The 22,692-nt window shown below is 72.4% G+C and carries 22 protein-coding genes; 9 read left to right on the top strand and 13 right to left on the bottom strand.

Annotated features, from left to right (window positions below; genetic code table 11):
• Positions 1–161 precede the first annotated feature (161 nt).
• On the top strand, positions 162–2,507 hold the full coding sequence (locus BKA18_RS33525; protein ID WP_366047240.1) for an ATP-binding protein: 2,346 nt from the start codon (positions 162–164) through the stop codon (positions 2,505–2,507).
• A gap of 73 nt (positions 2,508–2,580) precedes the next feature.
• Here BKA18_RS33525 and BKA18_RS33520 read toward each other — a convergent pair whose 3' ends face one another.
• Together BKA18_RS33520 and BKA18_RS33515 are read right to left on the bottom strand one after the other, a co-directional pair.
• Entirely contained in the window at positions 2,581–3,231 is a 651-nt protein-coding gene (locus BKA18_RS33520; protein WP_006601665.1) for a DedA family protein, read from the bottom strand.
• A gap of 275 nt (positions 3,232–3,506) precedes the next feature.
• Entirely contained in the window at positions 3,507–3,962 is a 456-nt protein-coding gene (locus BKA18_RS33515; protein WP_006601666.1) for a DUF4442 domain-containing protein, read from the bottom strand.
• A gap of 243 nt (positions 3,963–4,205) precedes the next feature.
• Here BKA18_RS33515 and BKA18_RS33510 point away from each other — a divergent pair, with 243 nt between their 5' ends.
• Positions 4,206–5,489 carry an MFS transporter gene (locus BKA18_RS33510; protein ID WP_366047239.1) on the top strand — a complete coding sequence of 428 codons (1,284 nt, stop codon included), beginning with the start codon at positions 4,206–4,208 and terminating at the stop codon, positions 5,487–5,489.
• A gap of 21 nt (positions 5,490–5,510) precedes the next feature.
• On the opposite strand, the gene BKA18_RS33505 is transcribed toward BKA18_RS33510, so the two are convergent.
• The 4 genes from BKA18_RS33505 to BKA18_RS33490 all read right to left on the bottom strand — a co-directional run bounded on the left by BKA18_RS33505 (position 5,511) and on the right by BKA18_RS33490 (position 8,819).
• Positions 5,511–6,365, bottom strand: a complete 855-nt coding sequence (locus tag BKA18_RS33505; protein WP_366047238.1) for a spermidine synthase — start codon at positions 6,363–6,365, stop codon at positions 5,511–5,513.
• A gap of 44 nt (positions 6,366–6,409) precedes the next feature.
• Positions 6,410–7,252: a patatin-like phospholipase family protein gene (locus BKA18_RS33500; protein WP_366047237.1), complete on the bottom strand. Its 843-nt coding sequence runs from the start codon at positions 7,250–7,252 to the stop codon at positions 6,410–6,412.
• Positions 7,253–7,387: 135 nt separating this feature from the next.
• Entirely contained in the window at positions 7,388–8,560 is a 1,173-nt protein-coding gene (tuf, locus tag BKA18_RS33495; protein WP_366047236.1) for an elongation factor Tu, read from the bottom strand.
• 109 nt (positions 8,561–8,669) lie between these two features.
• Complete coding sequence (locus tag BKA18_RS33490; protein WP_366047235.1) at positions 8,670–8,819, bottom strand: hypothetical protein; 150 nt, start codon at positions 8,817–8,819, stop codon at positions 8,670–8,672.
• Between the two features lie 177 nt (positions 8,820–8,996).
• On the opposite strand from BKA18_RS33490, the gene BKA18_RS33485 reads away from it, so the two are divergent.
• Both BKA18_RS33485 and BKA18_RS33480 read left to right on the top strand, forming a co-directional pair.
• Positions 8,997–9,737 carry a TVP38/TMEM64 family protein gene (locus BKA18_RS33485; RefSeq protein WP_366047234.1) on the top strand — a complete coding sequence of 247 codons (741 nt, stop codon included), beginning with the start codon at positions 8,997–8,999 and terminating at the stop codon, positions 9,735–9,737.
• A 205-nt stretch (positions 9,738–9,942) separates the two neighbouring features.
• Positions 9,943–10,815 carry an undecaprenyl-diphosphate phosphatase gene (locus BKA18_RS33480; RefSeq protein ID WP_366047233.1) on the top strand — a complete coding sequence of 291 codons (873 nt, stop codon included), beginning with the start codon at positions 9,943–9,945 and terminating at the stop codon, positions 10,813–10,815.
• A gap of 216 nt (positions 10,816–11,031) precedes the next feature.
• On the opposite strand, the gene BKA18_RS33475 is transcribed toward BKA18_RS33480, so the two are convergent.
• A complete protein-coding gene (locus tag BKA18_RS33475) occupies positions 11,032–11,892 on the bottom strand; it encodes a hypothetical protein (RefSeq protein ID WP_366047232.1) in 861 nt (286 codons plus the stop codon).
• Between the two features lie 238 nt (positions 11,893–12,130).
• Between BKA18_RS33475 and BKA18_RS33470 the strand changes: the two genes are divergently transcribed.
• The gene (locus tag BKA18_RS33470; RefSeq protein ID WP_366047231.1) at positions 12,131–13,003 is read left to right on the top strand and encodes an SCO4651 family lipoprotein; all 873 of its coding nucleotides are present in this window, start codon (positions 12,131–12,133) and stop codon (positions 13,001–13,003) included.
• An 8-nt stretch (positions 13,004–13,011) separates the two neighbouring features.
• On the opposite strand, the gene BKA18_RS33465 is transcribed toward BKA18_RS33470, so the two are convergent.
• Positions 13,012–13,878 carry an SCO6745 family protein gene (locus BKA18_RS33465; protein ID WP_366047230.1) on the bottom strand — a complete coding sequence of 289 codons (867 nt, stop codon included), beginning with the start codon at positions 13,876–13,878 and terminating at the stop codon, positions 13,012–13,014.
• Positions 13,879–14,011: 133 nt separating this feature from the next.
• Here BKA18_RS33465 and BKA18_RS33460 point away from each other — a divergent pair, with 133 nt between their 5' ends.
• On the top strand, positions 14,012–14,902 hold the full coding sequence (locus tag BKA18_RS33460) for a S41 family peptidase (RefSeq protein WP_366047229.1): 891 nt from the start codon (positions 14,012–14,014) through the stop codon (positions 14,900–14,902).
• A gap of 254 nt (positions 14,903–15,156) precedes the next feature.
• Here BKA18_RS33460 and BKA18_RS33455 read toward each other — a convergent pair whose 3' ends face one another.
• From BKA18_RS33455 to BKA18_RS33440, 4 genes are all read right to left on the bottom strand, one after another.
• Entirely contained in the window at positions 15,157–15,387 is a 231-nt protein-coding gene (locus BKA18_RS33455) for a hypothetical protein (protein ID WP_006601676.1), read from the bottom strand.
• Positions 15,388–15,389: 2 nt separating this feature from the next.
• Positions 15,390–15,626: a DUF6400 family protein gene (locus tag BKA18_RS33450; RefSeq protein ID WP_173909705.1), complete on the bottom strand. Its 237-nt coding sequence runs from the start codon at positions 15,624–15,626 to the stop codon at positions 15,390–15,392.
• Positions 15,627–15,801: 175 nt separating this feature from the next.
• Positions 15,802–17,055, bottom strand: a complete 1,254-nt coding sequence (locus tag BKA18_RS33445; protein ID WP_366047228.1) for a PP2C family protein-serine/threonine phosphatase — start codon at positions 17,053–17,055, stop codon at positions 15,802–15,804.
• A 175-nt stretch (positions 17,056–17,230) separates the two neighbouring features.
• Positions 17,231–17,935: a TetR/AcrR family transcriptional regulator gene (locus BKA18_RS33440; RefSeq protein WP_366047227.1), complete on the bottom strand. Its 705-nt coding sequence runs from the start codon at positions 17,933–17,935 to the stop codon at positions 17,231–17,233.
• A gap of 286 nt (positions 17,936–18,221) precedes the next feature.
• On the opposite strand from BKA18_RS33440, the gene BKA18_RS33435 reads away from it, so the two are divergent.
• Together BKA18_RS33435 and BKA18_RS33430 are read left to right on the top strand one after the other, a co-directional pair.
• The gene (locus BKA18_RS33435; RefSeq protein ID WP_366047226.1) at positions 18,222–19,751 is read left to right on the top strand and encodes an APC family permease; all 1,530 of its coding nucleotides are present in this window, start codon (positions 18,222–18,224) and stop codon (positions 19,749–19,751) included.
• A 97-nt stretch (positions 19,752–19,848) separates the two neighbouring features.
• Complete coding sequence (locus BKA18_RS33430; RefSeq protein ID WP_366047225.1) at positions 19,849–21,564, top strand: amidohydrolase; 1,716 nt, start codon at positions 19,849–19,851, stop codon at positions 21,562–21,564.
• A 122-nt stretch (positions 21,565–21,686) separates the two neighbouring features.
• Here BKA18_RS33430 and BKA18_RS33425 read toward each other — a convergent pair whose 3' ends face one another.
• Entirely contained in the window at positions 21,687–22,097 is a 411-nt protein-coding gene (locus BKA18_RS33425; protein WP_006601682.1) for an organic hydroperoxide resistance protein, read from the bottom strand.
• A 126-nt stretch (positions 22,098–22,223) separates the two neighbouring features.
• On the opposite strand from BKA18_RS33425, the gene BKA18_RS33420 reads away from it, so the two are divergent.
• Positions 22,224–22,685, top strand: coding sequence for a MarR family winged helix-turn-helix transcriptional regulator (locus tag BKA18_RS33420; RefSeq protein WP_366047224.1), 462 nt, complete (start codon positions 22,224–22,226; stop codon positions 22,683–22,685).
• The last annotated feature ends 7 nt before the right edge of the window (positions 22,686–22,692 follow it).

Raw genomic sequence — 22,692 nt, 5'->3', positions numbered from 1 at the left:
GCGGTCCTGGGACCTCAAGAGGGCGCCCCGGTACGTCAATTGGGCCGCCCGGCTTTCCCCCGTTCGATAGGCCTTTGGCGTGTTTACCGGACGGTCGGTTCTGGCATCGTGGGTTCCCAGTTCGCAAGGGTGCGGCGCTGTGCCGATGTGGGGGATGACCGATGACCACGTGGGCCGACCGCCGGCCACTGCCCGGCGTAGTGGGACGCACGGTGGAGCATGAGCAGTTGTCCGGACTGCTGGACCACGCCCGGCTGGTGACGCTCACCGGCGCCGCGGGGGTCGGCAAGAGCGTGCTGGCCCGCGCCGTCCTGGAGGAACACACCGCCCGGTACGACGGCGCGGTCCTCCGGGTCGGCTGCTGGGACGGCCCGGCCGGGGGCGGACCGGCCGAGGCACTGCTCCGCGCGGCCGGACCGTCCTACGTCGCCGGCAAGGACACCCCACGGCCTCCCGCCGGTCCCCTCGCCCACCCCGGCGCCGGCGCACCACCCGGCGGGGCCCACCGGTCGGATGCCACCACGGACCACCTCGCGGCGCTCACCGCCTACTGCCGGCAACGCCGGGCGATCGTGCTGCTGGACGACTGCGACCCCCAGCTCGATGCGTGCGCACGGCTCGTCCGGCGGCTGTGGCGGGCCGACCCGGCGCTCCGGATCGTGGCGACCGCGCGGTGCCCGCTGGGGCTGGCCGAGGAGCGGGTCGTCGAGATCGCGCCGCTCCCGGTGACGCTGGGCGAGGGGATCGCCGGACCGGCCGTCGAGCTGCTCGCCGCCCGGACCGGGAGCGCCGCGCCGGAACTCCTGGTCGCGGTGTGCCAGGCGCTGGAGGGCTCGCCGCTGGCGATCGCCCTGGCCGCGCAGCAACTGGACCGGATGTCGCTGCCGCAGCTCGCGGCGCAGGTGGGCACGGACGGTCCGCTGTTCTACGCGGGGCCGGCGGCGACCGTGCGGCACACCTCGCTCTACGCCGCGCAGGCCGCGGGCTATGCCCTCTGTTCGCCCGTGGACCGGCAGGTGTGGGCGAGGCTCTCGGTGCTGCCCGGCGATTTCGATCCCTGGCTGGCCGGATGCGTCTGTGCCAGCAGTGACGTTCCTGCCGCCGCGGTCGAGGGCGCACTGGAACGGCTCCGTACGGCCTCGGTCGTCGAGTGCGTACGGGATGCGGGAGGGGTCCACGAGGACACCGGCGCCGCGCTGCCGCCGCGCTACCGACTTCCCCGCGCCGCCCGCGACTTCGGACGGACACAGCTGCGCGAGGCGGGCGAGGAGGCCGGGGCGCTCAGGCGATTCCGGCAGGCGTGTGCGGCGCTCGCGGCCGAGGCCCAGATCGCCTGGCAGGGCCCGGACCAGCAGCTCGCCGTGGGGCTGGTGGAGGACGAACGGGCCAACTTCGATGCGGCGCTGACCCGGCCGCCGCAGGACGCGGAGGATGCGCTCGGCGCGCTGGAGATCGCGGTGTCGCTGTGGTTCCACTGGGCGGCCTGCGGCTTCCGCCGTGAGGGGCGGGCGCATCTGGACCGGCTGCTGCTGCTCTCCCCCGACGACACCGCGCTGCGGGCCCGGGCCCTGTGGCTGTCCGGGTATCTGGCGGCGCAGGAGGACTCGCCCGCCGCCGGGGCACTGCTCGACCAGGCATGGACGGCGGCCGTGATGCATGCGGACAGCGACGGGCTGGCCCGGATCGCGCATGCGCACGGGGTGCTGGCGCTGTACCGCGGAGACCTCACGGCGGCCGTGGCCTGTCTGGAGGAGGCCTCCCGGCACCGTTCCCGGGATCCGTGGTTCGGCCCGGGGCCCGCCCACAGCGGGGCGCTGCTCGCCATCGCCCTCTCGTCGCTCGATGCCCGGCGGGCGAGGACGACGGCCCACCGGGCCTGGGAGGCCCGGCACTCCGACGGCGATTTCTGGCTCTACTCGACGGTCCTGTACGCACTGGCCATGACCGAACGCGCCCACGGGGAACCGGCGGCGGCCCTGCGGGCCTGCCGTAAGGCCCTGGCGGCCAAGAAGCTCGTCGGTGACCCGCTGTCCATCGCGGGGCCCGTACGCTGCTGGCCGGACTGCGGCGCCAACTGCGCGACAGGGCCGCACCGCCGGACCGGGACGGGCAGGAGCCGTGGTGGCAGCGCGGCGGCTCCGGCGTACGGTCACGGCCGTTCTTCTCACGGCTGCGGGCGCGGTCCTGAGCGGCGTGGAGGTACGGCGTACGACCGGCCCGGGGCGGTCGGTCACGCTGTGCGACCTGCCGGCCACGTTCGGGATGCGGGTGCGGCGGCCCGGTCGCATGCTGAGGGTATGAAGCGTGCCCCCGTGATCGTGCATCCGCCCTGTACAGGCGGGCGCCGTGTGACGCTCTACGGACAGGATCTGGGCCGCGCCCTGCGCCCCGGCGATGTGGCCGCGATACTGCGCCGGGCCGGTTTCGGCACCGCGAAGTTCGTCTGGGACGACACCGGCGTCTTCGAATGGCGCGACGGCGGGCCGGACGTCTGGCTGATGCCCTGACCCGCCACCACTGCGGCACCGGCCGGACAGGTCAGTCGAGTTGGGCCACCGAAGCGTCCATCCGCGCCGCTGGTCAGTCGGCCGTGGCGGCGACCGGGCTCTCCTTCGCCTCGCGGGCGGCGGCCGCCTTCTTCACCCGGCGCTTCATGACGAGGAACGAGCCGATGCCGAACAGCACCGCGGCGCCCAGGCCCCACCACGAGAAGCGCTTGAGCCAGGGCTCGGCGACGATGCCCACGCTGTAGACCAGCGCGGTCGTCCCGCCGGCCCAGATGATGCCGCCGAGGACGTTGGCGATCAGGAACTTCCAGTACGGCATCCGCAGGACGCCGGCGAGCGGGCCGGCGAAGATGCGCAGCAGCGCGATGAAGCGGCCGAAGAAGACCGCCCACATCCCCCACTTGTCGAACTTCGCCTCGGCCATGGCGACATGGTCGGGGCCGAAGTGCTTGGGGAACTTCCGGCCGGCCCAGTGCAACAGCGGCTGACCGCCCTTGCGGCCGATCAGATAGCCGGCGGAGTCACCGAGGATCGCGCCGGTCGATGCGCAGGCGCCCAGCACGAACGGGTTGATGTGATCCTGGGTCGCCGCGAGGATCGACGCGCTGACGAGGACGATCTCACCGGGCAGCGGAATGCCGAGGCTCTCCAGTCCGATGACCACCCCCACCAGGAGGTAGACGCTCACGGCCGGTACGGTCTCGAGCCACTCCTGGATGTGCAAAGCCGGTTCCTCCGCTGGTGTAGGGCCCCCGTGGGCCGTGGCCCGATGCCCCCGACACCGTGACCGCTCGATCCCCTGACACGCCTGGGCGCGCCCTCGGAAGCGTACTCGATCAGGTCACCCTGGGGCCGATTCGTCCCGCGGTGGGCGGCATCCTCCGCCTGCCCCGATCCGGCGCGAGATGCCCGCCCCGGTACGACGACGGCCCGCCGTGCGGTGACACGGCGGGCCATGGGGAGAACGCAGCTGTGAAGCGATTCACCCGGTGAAGCGGCTCACTTGTTGGGGCGCAGGGTCCACACGATGCTCATCTCGCCGGTCACCGCGCCGTCCTCGCGGGTGAGGGCGATGTTCACCGGGAATTCCGGGCGCCCGCCGGCGTCGAGCTCGGCGACCACCTCGGCGACCGGGCGGCCCAGCTCCGCGGTGGCGGTGACCGGTCCCATGGCGAGCTTCTTGTAGCCGATCTCGGCGCGCACCGCCAGCGGCACCGCGCGGCCGAGCTGGTCACCGAAGGCGGTCATCACGATCGCGCCGCTCGCGGACTCGGCGAGGGTGAACATCGCGCCGGCGTGCGGGCCGCCGACGTGGTTGTGGAAGTCGGACTGGTCGGGCATGCGGACGACGGCACGCTCGGCGGTGGTCTCGGTGAACTCGAGGTTCAGCGTGCGGACCATCGGCACGGAGGCCGCCATCATTTCGCCGATCGACGGCAGGGTCTCGGAGGACATGGGCAACATGTTACCTAGCAGTAGCTTAGGTGTGAAGGGCCCGCGCGGTCCGGGCGTCCCATCCGGCGACAATTCGGGTGCGGCCGACTCCCCGCCCGGTCTAGCGTGAGCGCCCATGTGGCCAGGACAACAACACTGCGCGTACGCATGGGTGAGGTACCCCGCCCGGGGCGGGCACCGGGCGCCGGCCTTCCCGCGCCGCCTGCCGGCCACCGCTGAACCCGCCCCGGGCATCCGGCCTTGGTGAGAGCCCGTCCCGTGTGGGCGGGACGCAACTATCTGCTGCTCACCGGCGCCACGGTGATCGCGAACCTCGGCAACTCCGGCGCACTGATCGCGACCGCCTTCGCAGTGCTCGCCGCCGGCGGCACCGCCACCGACGTCGGCCTGGTCGCGGCCGCCCGTACGGTCCCGCTGGTCCTCTTCCTGCTGATCGGCGGCGCGGTCGCCGACCGGCTCCCCCGGCATCGTGTGATGGTCGCCGCGAACGCCCTCAACTGTGTCTCCCAGGGCGTGTTCGCACTGCTCGTCCTGACCGGGGAACCGCGGCTGTGGCAGATGGCGCTGCTGGCCGCCCTCGGCGGCACCGGACAGGCCTTCTTCGAGCCGGCCTCCGAGGGCATGATGCTCGCCAGCGTCTCCGGGGAACAGGCGGGGCGCGCCTTCGCCGTGTTCCGGATGGGCGTGAACGGCGCGACCATCGGCGGTGCGGCGCTCGGCGGCGCCCTGGTCGCCGCGGTCGGCCCCGGCTGGGTGCTGGCCGTCGACTCCGCCTCGTTCGCGCTCGCGGCGGCACTGCGGGCCTTCCTCGACGTCAGCAAAGTTCCCCGGCGGGCGGCCGGCGGCGGGATGCTGCACGATCTGCGGGAGGGCTGGCGGGAGGTCGTCTCCCGGCCCTGGCTGTGGGCCGTGGTCCTGCAGTTCTCCCTCGTCAACGCGGTGGTCGCGGCCGCCGAGGCGGTCTACGGGCCGCTGGTCGCCGCACAGTATCTGGGCGGCCCCGAACCCTGGGGGCTGGCGCTGGCCGCCTTCGGTGCGGGTACCGCGGGCGGCGCCCTGGTGATGACCCGGCTCACACCGCATCGCCTCCTGCTGACCGGTTCGCTGTGTGTCTTCCCGCTTGCCCTCCCGTCCGCCGCGCTCGCCGTGCCGCTCCCCACGGCCGGGCTCACCGTGATCATGTTCGGTACCGGGGTCGCGATCGAGATCTTCGCGGTGACCTGGATGATGGCGCTGCACCAGGAGATTCCCGAGGACAAGTTCTCCCGGGTCTCGGCCTACGACTGGCTGGGGTCCGTGGCCATGGTCCCGGTGGCCACCGCGCTGGCCGGCCCCGTACAGGACCTCATCGGCAGGCGGGCCGCGCTGTGGGGCGCTTCGGCGCTGATCGTGCTGCTGACGGCGGGGGTGCTGTGCATTCCCGGCGTACGGCAGCTGACGCGGCGCCCGAAGACGGAGCCCGTAGCCGGGCGGGCGGACTCCCGTGCGGCCGGTGCGCCGGATCCGCAGACGTCGGGGACGCCGTGAGTCCCGGCTCCGGCCGGGCGCTCAGCCGACGCTGAACGCGCCGCCCGGGGGCACCGGGGACGCCACCGCCTCGGCATCGCCCACGGGTGCCGCGTCCGCGATCAGCCGCCGCACTGCCGCGCCGTGCTCGACCCGGGCCGGGAACACATCACCGGCCGCCCGCCGGGCCAGCGCGACGAGGGGGAGCGGGGCGCGCGAGGCAAGCAGCACGGCGTTGCCGAAGCGGCGGCCGCGCAGCACCGAGGGCTCCGCGATCAGCGCCAGATGCTCGAAGACCGTGGCGAAATTGGCGAGTTGGCCGCGCAGAAAGCCGAACGGCGCACTGTCCGCGAGGTTCGCCGCGTAGCAGCCGTCTTCCCGCAGCACCCGGGCGGCGGCCCGCGCATACTCGACCGAGGTGAGCTGCGCCGGCACCCGCGAGCCGCCGAAGACATCCGCCACGATCACATCGGCGCTGTCCTCCGGCGCCGCCTCCAGCGCCGTCCGGGCGTCGTCGGCATGCAGCGTGATGCCGCAGTTGCCGGGCAGCGGCAGATGCTCCGCCACCAGGGCGAGCAGTGCGCGGTCGGCCTCGACGACGTCCTGACGGGAGTGCGACCGGGTGGCGGCAAGATAGCGGGGCAGGGTCAGCGCCCCGCCCCCCAGGTGCAGCACGTCCAGCGGCTCCCCCGGGGCGGCCGCCTCGTCCAGGACGAACGCCAGCCGGCGCACATACTCGAATTCCAGATGCAGCGGGGCATCGAGGTCCACGTACGACTGCGGTGCACCGTCCACCGTGAGCAGCCAGGCCCGGGGACGGTCGACGTCGGGCAGCAGCTTGGCGGTGCCGCAGTCCACGGTCCGGGTGACGGGTATCGGCTCGGGTGCTTCGTCCACCGTCCCATTGTGCCGGTGCGGACCAGGGCGCTCCGGCCGGGCGGTCAGTCCGGCCAGACCTGCCGGATCTCCGCCACATGGGAGACGGCCTGCCGGCGCCCGGCGCGGGCCGCATCCGCGCGCCTGGTGGGGTCCAGGACATTGCGGCCGAACGCCGACCTGGCCGCGCGGTCAGGAGTGATCACGCACACCCGGGCACCGTCGCGCGCCAGTTGCGCGCCCTGCGCCCGCGGTCCGGCGATCGGCCCGCCGGAGGCCGCCATCGGCGCGACGACCACCACCCGGTCACAGCCGGCGGCCAGATCCGCGTTGGCGCTGGAGTGCACCCCGCCGTCGATCCAGCGCGTGCCGTCGATGGTGACCGGCGGATAGACACCGGGGACCGCGCAGCTCGCCCCCACCGCGTCGAGCAGCCGCACACCGCTGGTGTGGTCGAAGGCGGCCCGCTCCCCCGTGGCCGCGTTCACCGCCGTGATCATCAGCCGGCGGGCCGGCCAGTCGGCCAGGTCCAGCGTCCGGGCGATCACCGTGCGCTGGGCCTCCTCGGGGACGGTACGGGCCGCGAGAGCCAGCTTCCCCATCCGTACGCCGAAGGACGCGGTGTCCCGGGAGCGCAGCGCGATGGTCGCGAACCGGGCGAGCGCGGCCGGGCCCATCCGCTCCGCCGAGCGGGACTGGGGCACGACGAGCTGGCGCGCGTACATCTCCTCCAGGGGGAGCTGCCGGGAGGTGAGATGGGCGCCGACGATCGATCCGGCGGAGGTGCCGATGACGACGTCGGCGTCGGCGAGACCGATGCCCGCATCGGCGAGACCGGCCAGCACACCGATCTCCCAGCCGATTCCGGTGAGCCCTCCACCGCCCAGGACCAGCGCCGTTCCCGCCATCAGGTCACCCTCGTCATCCGTGTGCGCAGCCGTTCCTTCGGGCGTGCAGTGTCGCACTCCGCGTGCCCCCGGGACAGGGGCGGCTGTGTCCGGCACCCGTGACGGTGCCGGACACAGCCGCTGACCTGCGCTGCCTCACTCCTCGACGGTGCGCACCGTCCCCGCGCCGATGGTCCGTCCGCCCTCCCGGACGGCGAAGCCCAGGCCCGTCTCCAGCGGCACCTCACGGCCCAGTTCGACCGAGACCGTCACCGTCTCACCGGGGCGGGCGATGCCCCCCTCGCCGAGGTCGAGGTCGCCGACCACGTCCGCGGTGCGGAGGTAGAACTGCGGCCGGTAGCCGGTGGACAGCGGCGTACGGCGGCCGCCCTCCTCGGTGGAGAGCACATAGAGGTCGGCGGTGAAACGGCGCCGCGGGGTGACGCTGCCGGGCGCGGCGACCACGTGCCCGCGGCGCACCTGGTCGCGGTGGAGTCCGCGCAGCAGCAGGGCGACGTTGTCCCCGGCCTCGGCGGACGCCATGGGCTTGCCGAACGTCTCCAGCCCGGTGACGGTCGTCTCCGTCCCCGCGCCGAGCACCGCCACCCGGTCGCCGACCCGCACCGTGCCGCGCTCGACGGCTCCGGTGACGACCGTGCCGCGTCCGGTGATGGACAGGACGTTCTCCACCGGCAGCAGGAACGGCGCGTCCACATACCGCTCGGGCATCGGGACACAGGCGTCCACGGCGTCCAGCAGCGCATCGATCGCCGCCGTCCAGCGCGGGTCGCCCTCCAGGGCACGCAGCCCCGAGACCCGTACGACGGGTACGTGCTCCCCGTCGTAGCCGTGCGCGCTCAGCAGTTCGCGCACCTCCAGTTCCACCAGGTCGGTGAGCTCCGGGTCCCCGGCGTCGGCCTTGTTGAGGGCCACGACGAGGTGCCGGACGCCCACTTGCTTGGCGAGCAGCACATGTTCGGCGGTCTGCGGCATGATCCCGTCGAGCGCGGAGACGACGAGGATCGCCCCGTCGAGCTGCGCCGCGCCGGTGACCATGTTCTTGATGAAGTCGGCGTGCCCGGGCATGTCGACATGGGCGTAGTGCCGGGTGCCGGTCTCGTACTCGACGTGCGAGATGTTGATGGTGATACCGCGGGCGGCCTCCTCCGGGGCCCGGTCGATGCGGTTGAACGGTACGAACGTGCCGCTCCCCCGGTCGCTGAGGACCTTGGTGATGGCCGCGGTCAGCGTGGTCTTGCCGTGGTCGACATGGCCCATGGTGCCGATGTTCAGGTGCGGCTTGGTGCGCACGTATGCCGTCTTGGGCATGGTGTTCTTCCTCGCAACAATGCGGTGAGGACGGCGACTTGGCGCCGTGGGGACCCCTGAGGCCGGCCGACCCTCCCCCTGCGGGGTCCGCCGGACGATCCGGAGAGGGTCAGCTTCGTGCGCCGTCGGCCGCCACGGCCGCTGCGACGGCGGCGGCGGCGGCATCATCCGCTGCGGCGACGGCCGCGAGGAGTGCGAGGGCAGCCTTCGGCTCGTCCGCGACTGCGGACGGGAGCAGGAGGAAGGCGTGCCGGATCATGCGTCCTATGGTGCCGGGCGCCCGCACCGGCGTCGAACGAATTAACCGTCGGAGCCACGGCCGGGATCGGGACGACAGGACAGCCGTTATCCGTCGGTGCCACGGCCGGGATCGGGACGACAGGACAGCCCGAGCCGATCTCCGTCCGGTCCCGAAACGCGCAGGCCACGGGGCGGGATGCCCGCTCCCCCGCACCCGGTCGGTTACGCTCCCGTGGTGCTCCCACCCGCCGCCACGCCCGACGGCCTCGCCGCGCGCTGCACGCGTGTGCTGCTCTCCCCCTGGTCCCGGCTGGGCTTGCTGCTCGCCCTGCTGGCGGGGGCCGCGGCCGCCATGCTGCTCTGGCGGCCGCAGCAGCTGCTGACCGGCGACTGGGCCGCGCAGCTGTCCGGCCCGACCGCCCTGGTGGACTTCGCGCTGGCATACGGCGTGTGCACCGCCGCATTCGTCCCGCGCCCGGTACTCAACATCGCGGCCGGTGCCCTCTTCGGCTGCCGGGCCGGCCTTGCAGCCGCGCTCGTCGGTACGGTGCTGGGTGCCGGCCTGTCCTTCGGGCTCGGCCGGCTGCTCGGGCAGGACGCCCTGCGCCCGTTGTTGCGCAACCGCTGGCTGACGTCCGCCGACCGGCAGTTGAGCGAGCACGGCTTCCCCTCGATGCTGGCGATCCGGCTGTTCCCCGGCCTGCCGTTCTCGGCCACCAACTACTGCGCCGCGGTCTCCCGTACGGGCTGGTCCCCGTACCTCCTCGCGACGGCTCTCGGCAGCATCCCGAACACCGCGGCCTACGCCCTCGCCGGCGCACGCGCCTCGACGCCCACCTCACCGGCGTTCCTGCTCGCCATGGGCTTCCTCGCCGTCACCGCCCTGGGGGCGCTGGCGGTGGCGTGGTGCAAACGCAAGGCGCTGCGCGGAAGCTGACCGCGGACCGCGGACCGGGCCGCGGGCGCAAGCCGCGCGAGCCGCCATCCGGCAGGTGTGCCAGGTCCAGGACCCTTTGGCCATCCGGACATCTTCGGACGTTACGCTGCCCCCGATCGGCGATGATCCACATCCGCCGCCATTGCCCGCTTTTTCACATCTGGCGCAGGTCAGCGCCTGATCACCCTTGGATAGCGTATTTTCCATGACTTGGTTTGAATCATTCGTGCTCGGACTCGTCCAAGGGTTGACCGAGTTTCTTCCCATCTCGTCCAGCGCCCATCTCCGGCTGACCGCGGCGTTCGCCGGCTGGCACGACCCCGGCGCGGCGTTCACCGCCATCACCCAGATCGGCACCGAAGCGGCCGTCATCATCTACTTCCGCAAGGACATCGGGCGGATCATCTCGACCTGGGCCCGCTCCCTTTTCCAGCGCGAGCTGCGGCACGAGCACGACGCGCAGATGGGCTGGCTGGTCATCGTCGGCTCCATACCGATCGGCGTCCTGGGCATCACGCTCAAGGACGCCGTCGAGGGCCCGTTCCGCGATCTGCGGCTGATCGCCACCACCCTCATCGTGATGGGCGTGGTCCTGGGCATCGCCGACCGGCTGGCCGCCCGCGACGAGACCGGCGGCCGGCACCGCGCCGCCAAGCAGCGCAAGACCCTCACCGACCTCAGCGTCAAGGACGGTCTGCTGTACGGCGCCTGCCAGGCCATGGCTCTCGTCCCCGGCGTCTCCCGCTCCGGCGCGACGATCAGCGGCGGCCTGCTGATGGGCTACACCCGCGAATCCGCGGCCCGTTACTCCTTCCTCCTCGCCATTCCGGCCGTACTGGCCTCCGGCGTCTTCGAGCTCAAGGACGCCGGCGAGGGGCATGTCGCCTGGGGCCCCACCCTCTTCGCCACGGTCATCGCCTTCGTCGTCGGCTACGCCGTGATCGCCTGGTTCATGAAGTTCATCTCCCACAAGAGCTTCATGCCGTTCGTGGTCTACCGCATCCTGCTGGGCATAGCCCTGTTCGCCCTGGTCGCAGCCGGAGTGCTGACGCCGCATGCGGGGGAAACGGCGGGGTGAGGCCCTCGCGTTCCCGAGCTACCTGATGCCCTGGACACGGGCGTTGGCCAGGAGCGCCACCTTCCCCTCCAGCGCCCCCGCCCGCGCCTCGTCCGTCGCCATGGCTCCGGACCACTCCCTTCTCCCACGGGGAACCGGGCGAGGACCCGCCGCCCCGGGCACGGCCGGTGACGGCCTGCGAGGCGGCGTACGTACGTATCGCACATCATCGGGCGGTCAGGAACTGAGGTGGTATTGGGCCCAGGGCTGATGGGACGCCACGGAATCCTCGTGCGAGGGCGCGAGGGTTCCCCATGGGGCGAGGGTGTTGTCCCATTCGGAGGCGAGGGCGGCCATGTTGTCCGGGACGGACTCCGCGGTCGGCATCGTGCCCGTGTGCCAGGCGGATGCCATCGGGTGCGCCGAGTGCGCGGAATTCCAGGCGGCCGTCTGCTGTGCGGGAATGGTGTATTCGGTTTCATGGACCTCGCCGGGGCCGCGCCGATGGCGTCCCGCATGGGTCTCGACCGGCCCCGGATAAAACCGCCCCTGGGCGGAGAGCTGTTGGGCCCGGGTCACCAGGCGGGTGAGATCGAGCCCGAATTCGGCGGCGAGTTCACGCAAATCCACCCCGGTCTGCCAACTGCCGATGAGCACCGCATCCATCGCCGGCGACCAGCTCTGTTCCGCTGCCCCCGGGCCGCCGCTGTCGCGGGCCGGACCGGTGGGGCGCGTTCCGGCAGAGGAGTTCTGGTGGGGATATTCCGCGGCTGCCTCGGGCGCCGGCGGGGTCTCCTCGGACTCCCGCGGTGCTGCGGCAGGGGTCGCGGCCGCCAGCAGTTCTTCGGCGACGGCGCGGGCGTCGTCCTTGCCCACCGTACGCCGGGCGACGCGCACTTCCCGCTCGTTCAAACCGAACAGACCGGCCACCGCGCCGGCACTGCCCACCGTCACGGCAAACGCCGCCAGCACCCGTGACCGGTCGGCCTGCGCCTCGTCAAGTCTGGCCTGCGCCTCACGCACACGCTCGTCGCCCAGACAAAACGCCTCTGCCAGTACGGCGTTGCGGTCCCACAACTCTCTAGGATCCATACTCATTCAACGCCTCGCGCGCGCTGGTGTCCCGATGTAGCTAAATAAAACACCCCAAAGCACCCATCGAACCACCAGATGAAAATCACCTCGGGCGCGCGGCTCCGGGCCGCTCCCCGCCTCTCCTGATCTCATATGCCCTGGCCACGCGGTTGCGCTTCAGACGCCAGGTGGATTGTCAGTGCCGTGCGTTACTGTCTCGATCAGTCGCATTTCCATATGTCCGTGTGTTCATGGGGGGACCATGACTCGTATTTCCCGTAGTTCGTTCCGCGTCGTGGGGGCGTTGCTGACCGGCGCCGTGCTGTGCAGCACGGCGGCATGCTCGGCGTCCCCAGGGCCGTCCGCGCAGCGCTCGGCACCGGAGGGCTTCCACGCCACACCGGTCGCCGCGGTGCAGAAGGCCGTCAACAAGGGCGCCAAGCTCAACTCCGCGTCGTACCGCCTCTCCGGCAGCATCCCGGGCCAGGGGACCGTCGAGGGCAAGGTGTCGTTCAGCCTCCGCCCTCGGGCCGTCGATATGCGGATGCAGGCATCCAAGGGCAAGCAGGAGCACGAGTTCTCGGTGCGGCTCGTCGGGGACTCGGTCTATCTCGGCGGGGGCTCGGCCGCGGCCGCCGAGATGGACGGCAAGCACTGGATCAGGTTCGCCATGAAGGGCAAGGGGGCCGGCGGCTTCGGGGGGATGCAGCGGCAGGCCGACCAGGACCCGGCGGCGCAGGCGTCGTTGCTTCCGCAGTCCGATGACGTCGAGAAGGTCGGCGAGGAGACCGTCGACGGCGTGCGGACGACGCACTATGCGGGCGCGGTGGAGGTGGCGGATCTGCTCACGAAGCGGGCGCCCAAGAGCGGGTTGGACGCCGCGCGCCGCAAGAAGGTGGTGGAGCAGTACAGGCAGCTCGGGGTGCGGAAGCTGCACCTCGACATGTGGATCGGTCCCGATGACCGGACCGTGAAGTTCCGGGAGCGTGCGCAGACGGCCCAGGGCCCGCTGGACCTGACCATACGGTTCTCCGACGTCAACAAGCCGGTCACGGTCCAGGCGCCGCCGGCTTCGGACACGGTGGATCTGGAGCAGAAGCTGAAGGAGGGCGGCATACTGCCGCACTCCTCCTGACGGACGCCTCAGTGCGGCATGGGCTCATCGAGGTGCGGCAGGCCGATCGGGTTGGGGAAGGGGAGCACCTCCGCGGCGAGGATGCGGCGGACCACGGGTTCCAGCGAGTGCAGCATCGCCTCGGTCTGCGCCTCAGGCAGCGAGTGCAGCAGCCGGCCGGCCAGCCGGTCGGTGGCTGCCTCGATGCGCTCCCGTTCCGTCCTGCCGTGTTCGGTCGCGTCGCCGCGGGCGTCCACGAGATCACGGGCCCGCAGCCGGTCCGCGGCGGCGGCCCACTCCTCCTCGCTCCAGCCGCGGTCCTGCCGCATGGTGTCCCCGGGGACCCGACCGGCCGCCGCGGCCAGGACCAGGGCCTCGCATCCGTCGAGTCCCTCGTCGGCGAGTACGGCAAGGTGCGCATCGCCTCTGAACTCTCTTACGGCGGTGACCAGTTGCCACAGGCGCTCGACGGGATCGGCGTGGTCGCACAGCGCGCGGTTGGCGGCGAACAGCGGACGTGCGGTGCCCGGCGCCTCGTCGACGATCGTCTGGAGCGGGGGCAGCAGCTCGGCGGCGCGCTGCTCCAGTTCGGGGTCGATCCCGCGCAACGCCCGGGCCGCACGGCTGCCGCGCTCGTCGAGGACATGAGCCGGGCTGACGACGCTCCAGGCCGCGGGCAGCGCCCGGGCGACCATCCCCGGCGCGAACACCCCGAGGACGGCGGTGGCCGCGGCGGGTTCCAGGGCTCCCATGGGTGCCGTGCGTGCCGCGAAATACCCCATCCAGAAGCCCTTGAGGCCCAGGTCCTTGCCCATGTCGCGGCAGTGGTCGTCGAAGTAGCAGACCGCATGCAGCGGCTCGGTCAGCAGCCAAAGCGATCGTGCGTGCAGCTCCATGCCCGGCACGCTACCGCTGCCGGAGGTCCGACGCACCGCATGCGCCGCCCGTGCCACCCCCGTCGGACGAGCCCGGCCCGGGAGTGGCGGCCGGGCGGGATGACGCACCCGCCCCGTAGAGAGGATCAGCAGCATGACCACCCACGCACAGATCATCGATCTCGCCCTGGACCGGATAGTGACGGGCTATGTCTTTCCCCAGCGCGCCGTGGAGATCGACCAGGCGATCCGCGCCCGGCTGGCGTCCGGTGCGTATGACGGGCTGAGCGGTGCCGCGTTCTGCGCGGCGGTGACCGCGCATCTGCAGGAGGTCTGCCCGGACAAGCACCTCAGGCTGCTGTGGCAGGACGAGCCCCGGGTCACCGAGTCCGCCCAGGAGGACGCGGGCCGGGCGGCCTTCCTTGCGCTGATGCGGGCCGAGAACCATGGCATCCGCCGCTGCGAGCAGCTCGACGGCAATATCGGCTATCTGGACGTCCGGTGGATGGCCGACGCCGGGGAAGGTGCCCGCGCGATCGGTGCGGCCATGGAGCTGGTCGCGCACACCCGGGCCCTCCTTCTCGATCTGCGGGAGTGCCGGGGCGGCTCGCCCGCGGGTGCCGCGATGTGGTGCAGCTATTTCTTCCCCGACGATCAGGTGCACCTCAATGACTTCTACGAGCGCTCCACCGACTCCACCCGGCAGTACTGGACCCTCTCGCACCTGCCCGCGCCGCGCTATCTCTACCGTCCGGTGTACGTCCTCACCAGCACGACCACCTTCTCGGGCGGGGAGGACGTGGCGTACACCCTGCAGGCGTACGAGCGCGCGGAGGTGATCGGGGAGACGACCCGCGGCGGGGCGCACCCCACCGAGCGGTATCCGGTGACGGAGCACATCACGGTCACCGTGCCCACGGCCCGGACCACCAATGCCGTCACGGGCACCAACTGGGAGGGCGTCGGTGTGCAGCCGGATCGTGACGTGCCGGCCGACACGGCATTCGAGGTGGCGTATAAGGAAGCGCTGGGAGGGCCGGCGTAGGTCGTGATCCACGGGAGCGCGCACGGGTAGGGGTGGCCCTGCGCAACAGGCCGTGGTCGGCCGCAGGCCGTGGTCGGCCGGTGGAGGGGCGAAGCCCGGCGAGGCCCGGCGGCCGGTGGAGGCCCAGCGGCCGGTGGGGGCCCGGCGGCAGGTGAAGGCCCGCTGGCCAGTGGAAGCTCAGCGCCGGTGAAGGCCCGCCGGCCGGTGGAAGCTCAGCGCCGGTGGGGGGGGCGGCGGCCGGTGGCGTTCCGTCGTCAGCCGTCGGTGCGGCCGCCCGCTCCGAATCCGGACTGCCAGGCCCACAGGTGGGTGCAGTTGGGGCACTGCAGATGCAGCACACTGCCCTTGTTCGACAGGAGGTAGCGCCAGTGGTCGCCACAGGTGCGGCCGTCGAGGCAGGTGCCGCAGTCCTGGTGGTCCTGGCAGCCGGGGCACGGCACCCAGGCCCGGCGGCCGATATCAGCGGTGGGGTCGAGTGGCAGCATGCTCAGGCCCGTCCGGGGGCCGGTAGCACTCCCGCGGAGACCAGCATGTCGTAGGTGGCCTGCTGCTCCGCGTCCAGGTCCGAGTAGAGGAGCCGGTAGGCGTCGGCCTCGCCCTCCATCACCGCGAGGGGGTCCCAGGTGTCACCCAGCGCCGCGACGACTTCGGTGCGCCGCCGGGCCTCGTGTGCGGTGAGGTCGAACTCGACTATCTGGTGGTCCGAGGTGTTGCGGTCGATCATGGTGCGCGTCCCATGCCACTTGCGGGTGATTCGGACGTGTTTATCAAGCGGGGCGGCACTGAGGAAGCGTCAGTCGGAGCGCACCCTGGAATCGTCCGGAATGCGGAATGGTCGGTGGCGCAGTGTGTAGAAAGTGGCACGCAGAGCGATGCGACCGGCGGGCTGCAGAGTCGCCTCAGTGCCCGTCCGGCCGCCCGGCGCGCAGCGACCCGGCGGGCGGCGACCCGGCGGACAGGCGCCGCACCGCGACCGCGGCGGCATCGTCGCCCAGCCGGCCGTTGGTGTGCGCCAGCAGATCCGCGCGCAGTAGCCGCAGGACCTGCCGCGGGCTGCGGCCGCTCCAGGCGCCCGCGCGCTCGGCCAGCGGGTAGAACTCCCCCCTGCCGTCGCGGGCCTCGGTCACCCCGTCCGTGTAGAGCAGCAGCACATCACCGGCCTCGAAGGGGAACGTCTCGACTTCGTAGCCGGGGGCGCCGGCCAGGCCGCCGAGTCCGATCGGCAGCGCGGTCCGCTCCGAGTGCAGGGTGTGGGCCCGTCCGTCGCGCAGCAGCAGCGCGGGCGGGTGGCCGCAATTGATGGTGCGCAGCACGGGCCAGTGGTCGGGGGCGTCCAGCAGCAGAACGGTCGCGAAGGTCTCATCGGTGTCGAGGGCCGATCCGCCGGCGGGCTCGGGAGGGGGGTCCACGGCGGCGGGGACGGAGCGAGCGTGCGCGTCGCCTGCCTCACCGGTCGCCGGCGCGCCATCCGGCGCGTCGGCCCACTGGCTGCTGTCCCAGCGCACGGCGCCGTCGAGGTGAATGGCCAGCCTGGGCAGGGTGGCCTGACGGTGGGCGGCGGCCCGGAAGGCACCGAGGAGGAGGGCCGCGTGGCTGTAGGCGGGCGGCCCCTTGCCCCGGACGTCGCCGATGATCAACCGCGTACTGGTGGTGGTGCGCGCCGCCGCGAACAGATCGCCGCCCATCTCCGCCTCCTCCTCGGCCGCCAGGTAGAAGGAGGCGATCTCCAGGGGGCCACTACGGGCGGGCAGCGGTCTGAGCAGAACCTGCTGGGCGACGGCGGCCACCGAGCGGCTTTGCCTGAGGCGACGCTCGCCGCGGTCCCGGGCGACGGTGAAGACCACGACCAGTGCGGAGACGACGATCAGCGCGGCGATCTGGGTCTCAATATTCTCGGTGAACAGCACATGGCGCGCAGTACCGATGAACACCTGGGCGGCCACCGCCAGCGCACCGATCGCCGCCGTCAGCCCGGGCCCGGCGAAGGCCGCGGTGAGCGTGGGGGCCGCCACCAGCAGCGGCCCCAGGTGGATGTCGGGCGGCGCGAGGACATCGATCGTGCAGACCGCCACGATGAGCCCGATCGGGATCAGCACCAGGACGTGGCTGAGTTCCCGTCGTCCCTGTAGCTGCGGCAGCCGTTGGAAGGGCATGCCTCATGTTTGCACCCGGGAGAGCTAAATGCCCGGATAGTCCCTTCGGGGCGCCCCCGGAGGCCCCTCGGCCCCCTCAGCCCGCTCCCCCGCCAACCCGCTCGGCCCGCCCTCTCACCCCACTCCCGCAGCCCGCCCGTCGGCAGGGGCCTGCCCCGCAGGCCCCTCCACCCCCTCACTCCCCCCGCTCCCCCGCCTCCCGACGCATCGCCGCAACGAGCAGATCGAGCGCGCGCTCGACGGCCGAGCCCGCCATGAGCGGGAGATGCTCCCGTACGCGGTGCAGGCTCGGGTACTCATCCGCGGGCAGGCTGCCGTACTGCGCCTGCCAGGCCTGCTCGTCCGCCGCGCGCTGGGCGGGCGCCAGCCGCAGCACGCCGGCGTCCAGGGCCGCATGGCCGAGGGCGGTGTCCACGAGCGCGTGGTAGTGGCGGACGGCGGTGGCCTCGTCGAAGCCGGCCCGGAGCAGCAGGCCGATGCCCGTGTCGACCGCGCGCTGCTCATGGGGCCGGCCCGTGACCCGTACCGTGCTGAACACCGCGATCTGCGGATGGCGCAGCGCGGAACGGTAGGCGCGCAGGCCCAGTTCGCGCAGGTCGGCGGCCCAGTCGCCGCTGGATGCGAAACCGACCATGGACTCGCCGATGAGCCGGTCGGCCAGCGCCAGCAGCAGATCCTCGGTGTTGCGGAAGTAGCGGTAGACGGCGGAGGGATCGGCGCCGAGGGCCGCACCGAGTTTGCGCACGGTGAAGGCCTGCGCGCCCTGGGCGTCGATCAGTTCGCGGGCGGCGTCGACGATGAGATCGGCGGACAGGACCACCCCCGAACTGGTCGGCCGACGCCGCTTGCGCTCGGCCGGCACGCGCTCGCTCTCCGTCACGCCGGTCCCCTCCCTAGTGCTCCGTCGCCGGCCCCCGGGCCCCGTGCGGGCCAGTTAATCACCAGGTTACGTCAACACCGTTGACACAAGGATGAACGGACGGTTTCATCGGCGGACATACACGGACCGCCGCGGCGCCGTACCCCGCACCGCACCTCTCTTTCCACGACGCGGCCAGGCCCCGATCCCGGGCCCGGCCCGTGCCGCCCTGCCCCGCCACGCCTCCCGCACCTCCCCCTGGCCCGGCTCCAGTCCGGTCCGGGCAGCCGTCCAAGGAGTGAGTGCCATGCCTTCCCCCGTGCAGCAGGACCCCGGCCAGCCGAGAATGCGCCGCTCACTGGGGGTGAAGGACGGCGTGGCCATCGCCGCGTCGAGCACCGCCGCCACCACCAGCATCGGCATCGGGATGGGCTCGCTGGCCGCGTACGCCGGGCGCCAGACGCCCGCCCTGCTGCTGCTCGCCTTCCTCCCCATCCTCGGCATCGCCCTGTCGTACGCACGCCTCAATCGCACCGAGCCGAACTGCGGCAGCGGCTACACCTGGGTGGGCCGGTCCATCGGCCCCTGGCCCGGATTTCTGACCGGGTGGGTGGTGCTGATCGGTAACGTGATCTTCATGGCGTACACGGGGGCGGTGACCGGCTCCGTCGTGCTCCAGTTCCTCAACAAGCTCGGCCTGCACAGCGTGTGGGGGCTCCGGCTGGATCCGTCCTCGACCGGTATCAGCACCGCCGTCGGCCTGGTCGCGCTGGTCGTCGTCACGATCACCGCCATCACCGGCGTGCAGGCCGCGACCCGGCTCCAGATGTGGCTGCTGATCTTCGAGTACACGGTGCTGGTGGCCTTCTGCGGCTACGCCCTGTACACCGGCGACCAGCCGTTCTCGCTGTCCTGGCTCAACCCCTTCGACATCGGCTCACCGCAGGCGCTGGCCCAGGGGATGGTGATCGCGGTGTTCATCTACTGGGGCTGGGATGCCGCGTTCAGCGTCAACGAGGAGACCCGCAACGCCTCCGACGCGGCCCGCGGCGGACTGATCGCGCTGGTGGCGATGCTGGGGCTGTTCCTGATCGGTGCGCTCGCGTTCCAGCGGGTGATGAGCACGGGCGAACTCATGCACAACGGTCCGCAGGCACTGACCTTCCTCGGCAGCTCCCTGGCACCGGAACCCTGGGCCTCGCTGCCCCTGGCGGCCCTGATGTGCTCCGCCTTCGCCTCGCTCCAGTCGAGCGTGATCCCCACCGCCCGGGGCGCGTTGGCGATGGCCCGCGACCGGACGCTGGGCCCGGTGTGGCAGCGCCTGCATCCGCGCTACGGCTCGCCCGCCGTGGGCACCCTCGTAATCATGGCGCTCGCGGCGCTGCTGGCCGTGCTCGCGGTCGGCATCCCCAAGCTCAACGACATGATCCTCACCGCGGTCAACTCCATCGGCCTGACCGTGGCCCTCTACTACGGCCTGACCGCGCTCGCCTGCGCGGTGCGCTTCCGCAGCAGCCTGCGCGACGGAGCGGTGCGCGCGCTGCGGGACGTGGTCGTCCCGGCGGCGAGCGCGCTGACCCTCTTCGGGCTCGGTGCTTACCTCGTCTGGGACTACGCGACCATGAGCGACCACTTCGAGGCCAGCCCGGACAACGGCTGGTTCATGCTGCTGCTCCCCGCGCTGTTCCTCCTGCTGGGCCTGGCCACCGCCGCCTGGGCCAAGTGGGTGCGCCGCGCCCCGTACTTCCGCACCGGGCGGGGGACGGACGCCGACGCGCTCACCCTGCCGATGGACGGGGACGCCGGCGCCCCGCTGCCGCGCCCCGTGGAGAGCTGACCGCAGCGCCCGTGGAGAGCCCACCGCCCGCCCGGTCCCCGCCCCGGCCCCTGCGAAGACCGCACCACCCACCCCACATCACTGGAGCAGCAACCTCATGGATCTCAGCACCACCGCGCACCCCGAGCCCGGCCCGGACGCCTCCTCCCCCGGCTCCCCCGGCGACCACCGCGCCGACCTCGTCTTCCTCTCCGGCCCCGTGCACACCGTCGACTCCGCGCGGACCCGGGCGAGCGCGGTGGCGGTCCGCGGGGACCGGATCATCGCCGTCGGGCACGACGCGGCGGTGCGCGAGCTGATCGGTCCCGGCACGGAGGTCGTCGATCTGGGCGGCAAGCTGCTGATCCCCGGCTTCCAGGACGCCCATGTCCATCCGGTCGGCGGCGGGCTGGAGTTGGCGCTGTGCGATCTGAGTGCGGCGGAGACGGCCACCGCGTACCGCGCGCTGATCGGCGCGTATGCGGCGGCACATCCACAGGTTCCGTGGATCACGGGCGGCGGTTGGTCGCTGGAGGCGTTCCCCGGCGGGATGCCGACCCGGGAGTTTCTGGACGAGCTCGTCCGCGACCGCCCGGTGTTCCTCGTCAACCGTGATCACCACGGCGCCTGGGCCAACAGCTGCGCACTGGAGCGAGCCGGGATCACCGCCGGTACGCCGGACCCGGCCGACGGGCGCATCGAGCGGGACGCCGACGGCCGCCCTACGGGCATGCTGCAGGAGGGAGCCATGCGGCTGGTCGGCGATCTGGTGCCGGCACCGACGCTCGCCGAGCAGACCGCCGGCCTGCTCAGGGCGCAGCGTCTGCTGCACGGGTACGGGGTGACCGCCTGGCAGGACGCGATGCTGGGCCGCGCTCCGGGGTCGTCCGATGTCACTCCCGCCTACGTGGCCGCGCGCAGCGAGGGGAAGCTCACCGCGCGGGTGCGCGGGGCGCTGTGGTGGGAGCGGGACCGCGGAGTGGAGCAGATCCCCGAACTTCTCGCCCGACGGGAGGAGTTGACGGGCGGGCGACTCCAGGCGACCAGCGTCAAGATCATGCAGGACGGGATCGCCGAGAACCACACGGCCGCCATGCTCACCCCCTACCTCACCGCCTGCGGCTGCGCCTCCGACAACAGCGGCATCTCCTTCATCGACCCCGAGGAGCTGCGCACCTACGTCACCCGGCTGGACGCGGAAGGCTTCCAGGTGCACTTCCACGCCCTGGGCGATCGGGCGGTACGCGAGGCGCTGGACGCGGTCGAGGCGGCCCGGCGGACGAACGGCCGGACCGACACCCGGCCGCACCTCGCGCATCTCCAGGTGGTCCACCCCGACGACGTACCGCGCTTCCGCCGGCTCGGCGCGACCGCGAACATCCAGGCGCTCTGGGCGGCCCACGAACCGCAGATGGACGAGCTGACGATCCCCTTCCTGGGCGCCCAACGGGCCGCCTGGCAGTACCCGTTCGGCGATCTGCTGCGCTCGGGCGCCACTCTCGCGGCAGGCAGCGACTGGCCGGTCAGCTCCCCCGACCCGATCGCCGCCCTGCATGTCGCGGTCAACCGCCGGACCCCGGACGCCCCGGACTCGGCACCGGCCTTCCTGCCCGAACAGCGCATCGACCTGGGTGCGGCACTGGCCGCGTACACGGCCGGCAGCGCCTACGCCAACCACCTCGACGACACCGGCACCATCCGGCCGGGCATGCTGGCCGACCTGGCCGTCCTCGACCGCGACCCGTTCGACGGCCCCGAGGACGAGATCGCCGCGACCCGTGTGCTGCAGACGTTCGTCGGGGGCCGCCGGGTGTACGCGGCCGACGACGCCTGAGGCGGACGGCGCGGCCGGGGCCCCGCGCCCCGCCCGTGCGCCGCACACCGCCGCCCGCGCCGTACCCCCGGTGGACCGGCCCCGCGATCCCGTCGGGCCGGTCCACCGGGTGCGCCGTACCCCTACTCGATGACGAGCTCGACGTCGATGTTGCCGCGGGTGGCCTTGGAGTACGGGCAGAACTCGTGCGTCGCCTCGACCAGCTTCCGCCCGGTCTCGCCCGCGAGGGTCTCCGGCAGCTCCACCCGCATGACGACGCCGAGGCCGAAGCCGGTGCCGTCCTTGCCGATCGAGACCTCGGCGGTGACCGAGACGTCCTTGGTGTCGATCTTCATCTGGCGGCCGACATTGCTCATCGCGCTGGCGAAGCAGGCCGCATAGCCGGCGGCGAAGAGCTGCTCCGGGTTCGTGCCCGCGCCGTTGCCGCCCAGCTCGGGGGGCATGGCCAGGGCCAGGTCGATCCGGCCGTCGGAGCTGACGGCCCGTCCCTCACGGCCGTTGGCAGTGGCGACAGCGGTGTACAGCGCGTCCATCACGGTTCCCTTCGTGGCACGGCGGCCGCTTCCCGGCCGTCCGATGGGCACTACAGTCGCACACATCTAAATTGTGCGCAACTAAGTTGCGCGCAATTAAATGACTCGGCGAGCTAACCTGGACCCATGACCCCTACGACCAGACCTCCGGTGCCCGACGCCGAACTGCTCCGCCTCGACCACCAGCTCTGCTTCGCACTGCACGCCGCCTCGCGCGCCTTCGGTGGCGTCTACCGGGACGCGCTCAAGGGCCTGGGCCTGACCTACCCCCAGTACCTGGTCATGCTGGTCCTGTGGGAGCACGGCCCCCAGCCGGTCAAGGCCATCGGCGAGCAGCTCCGACTGGATTCCGGCACCCTCTCCCCGCTGCTCAAGCGGTTGGAGTCGGCCGGCCTGGTACGGCGCGAACGGAGCACCGAGGACGAGCGCTCGGTCACCATCCACCTCACGCCCGCCGGCGACGAGCTGCGCACCCAGGCCCTGCCGGTCCCGCGCCGAATGCTGGCCGCGACCGGCCTCACCATCGAGGAACTGCGCACGCTCCAGGGCCTGTTGGGGCGGGTGACCAGCGCCCTCGACGAGGCCTGAGCCCACC

This window comes from Streptomyces auratus (assembly GCF_050433025.1).
Lineage (GTDB): Bacteria > Actinomycetota > Actinomycetes > Streptomycetales > Streptomycetaceae > Streptomyces > Streptomyces sioyaensis.
The sequence above is the reverse complement of the archived record's forward strand: the minus strand, read 5'-3'. Positions and strand labels throughout refer to the sequence as shown.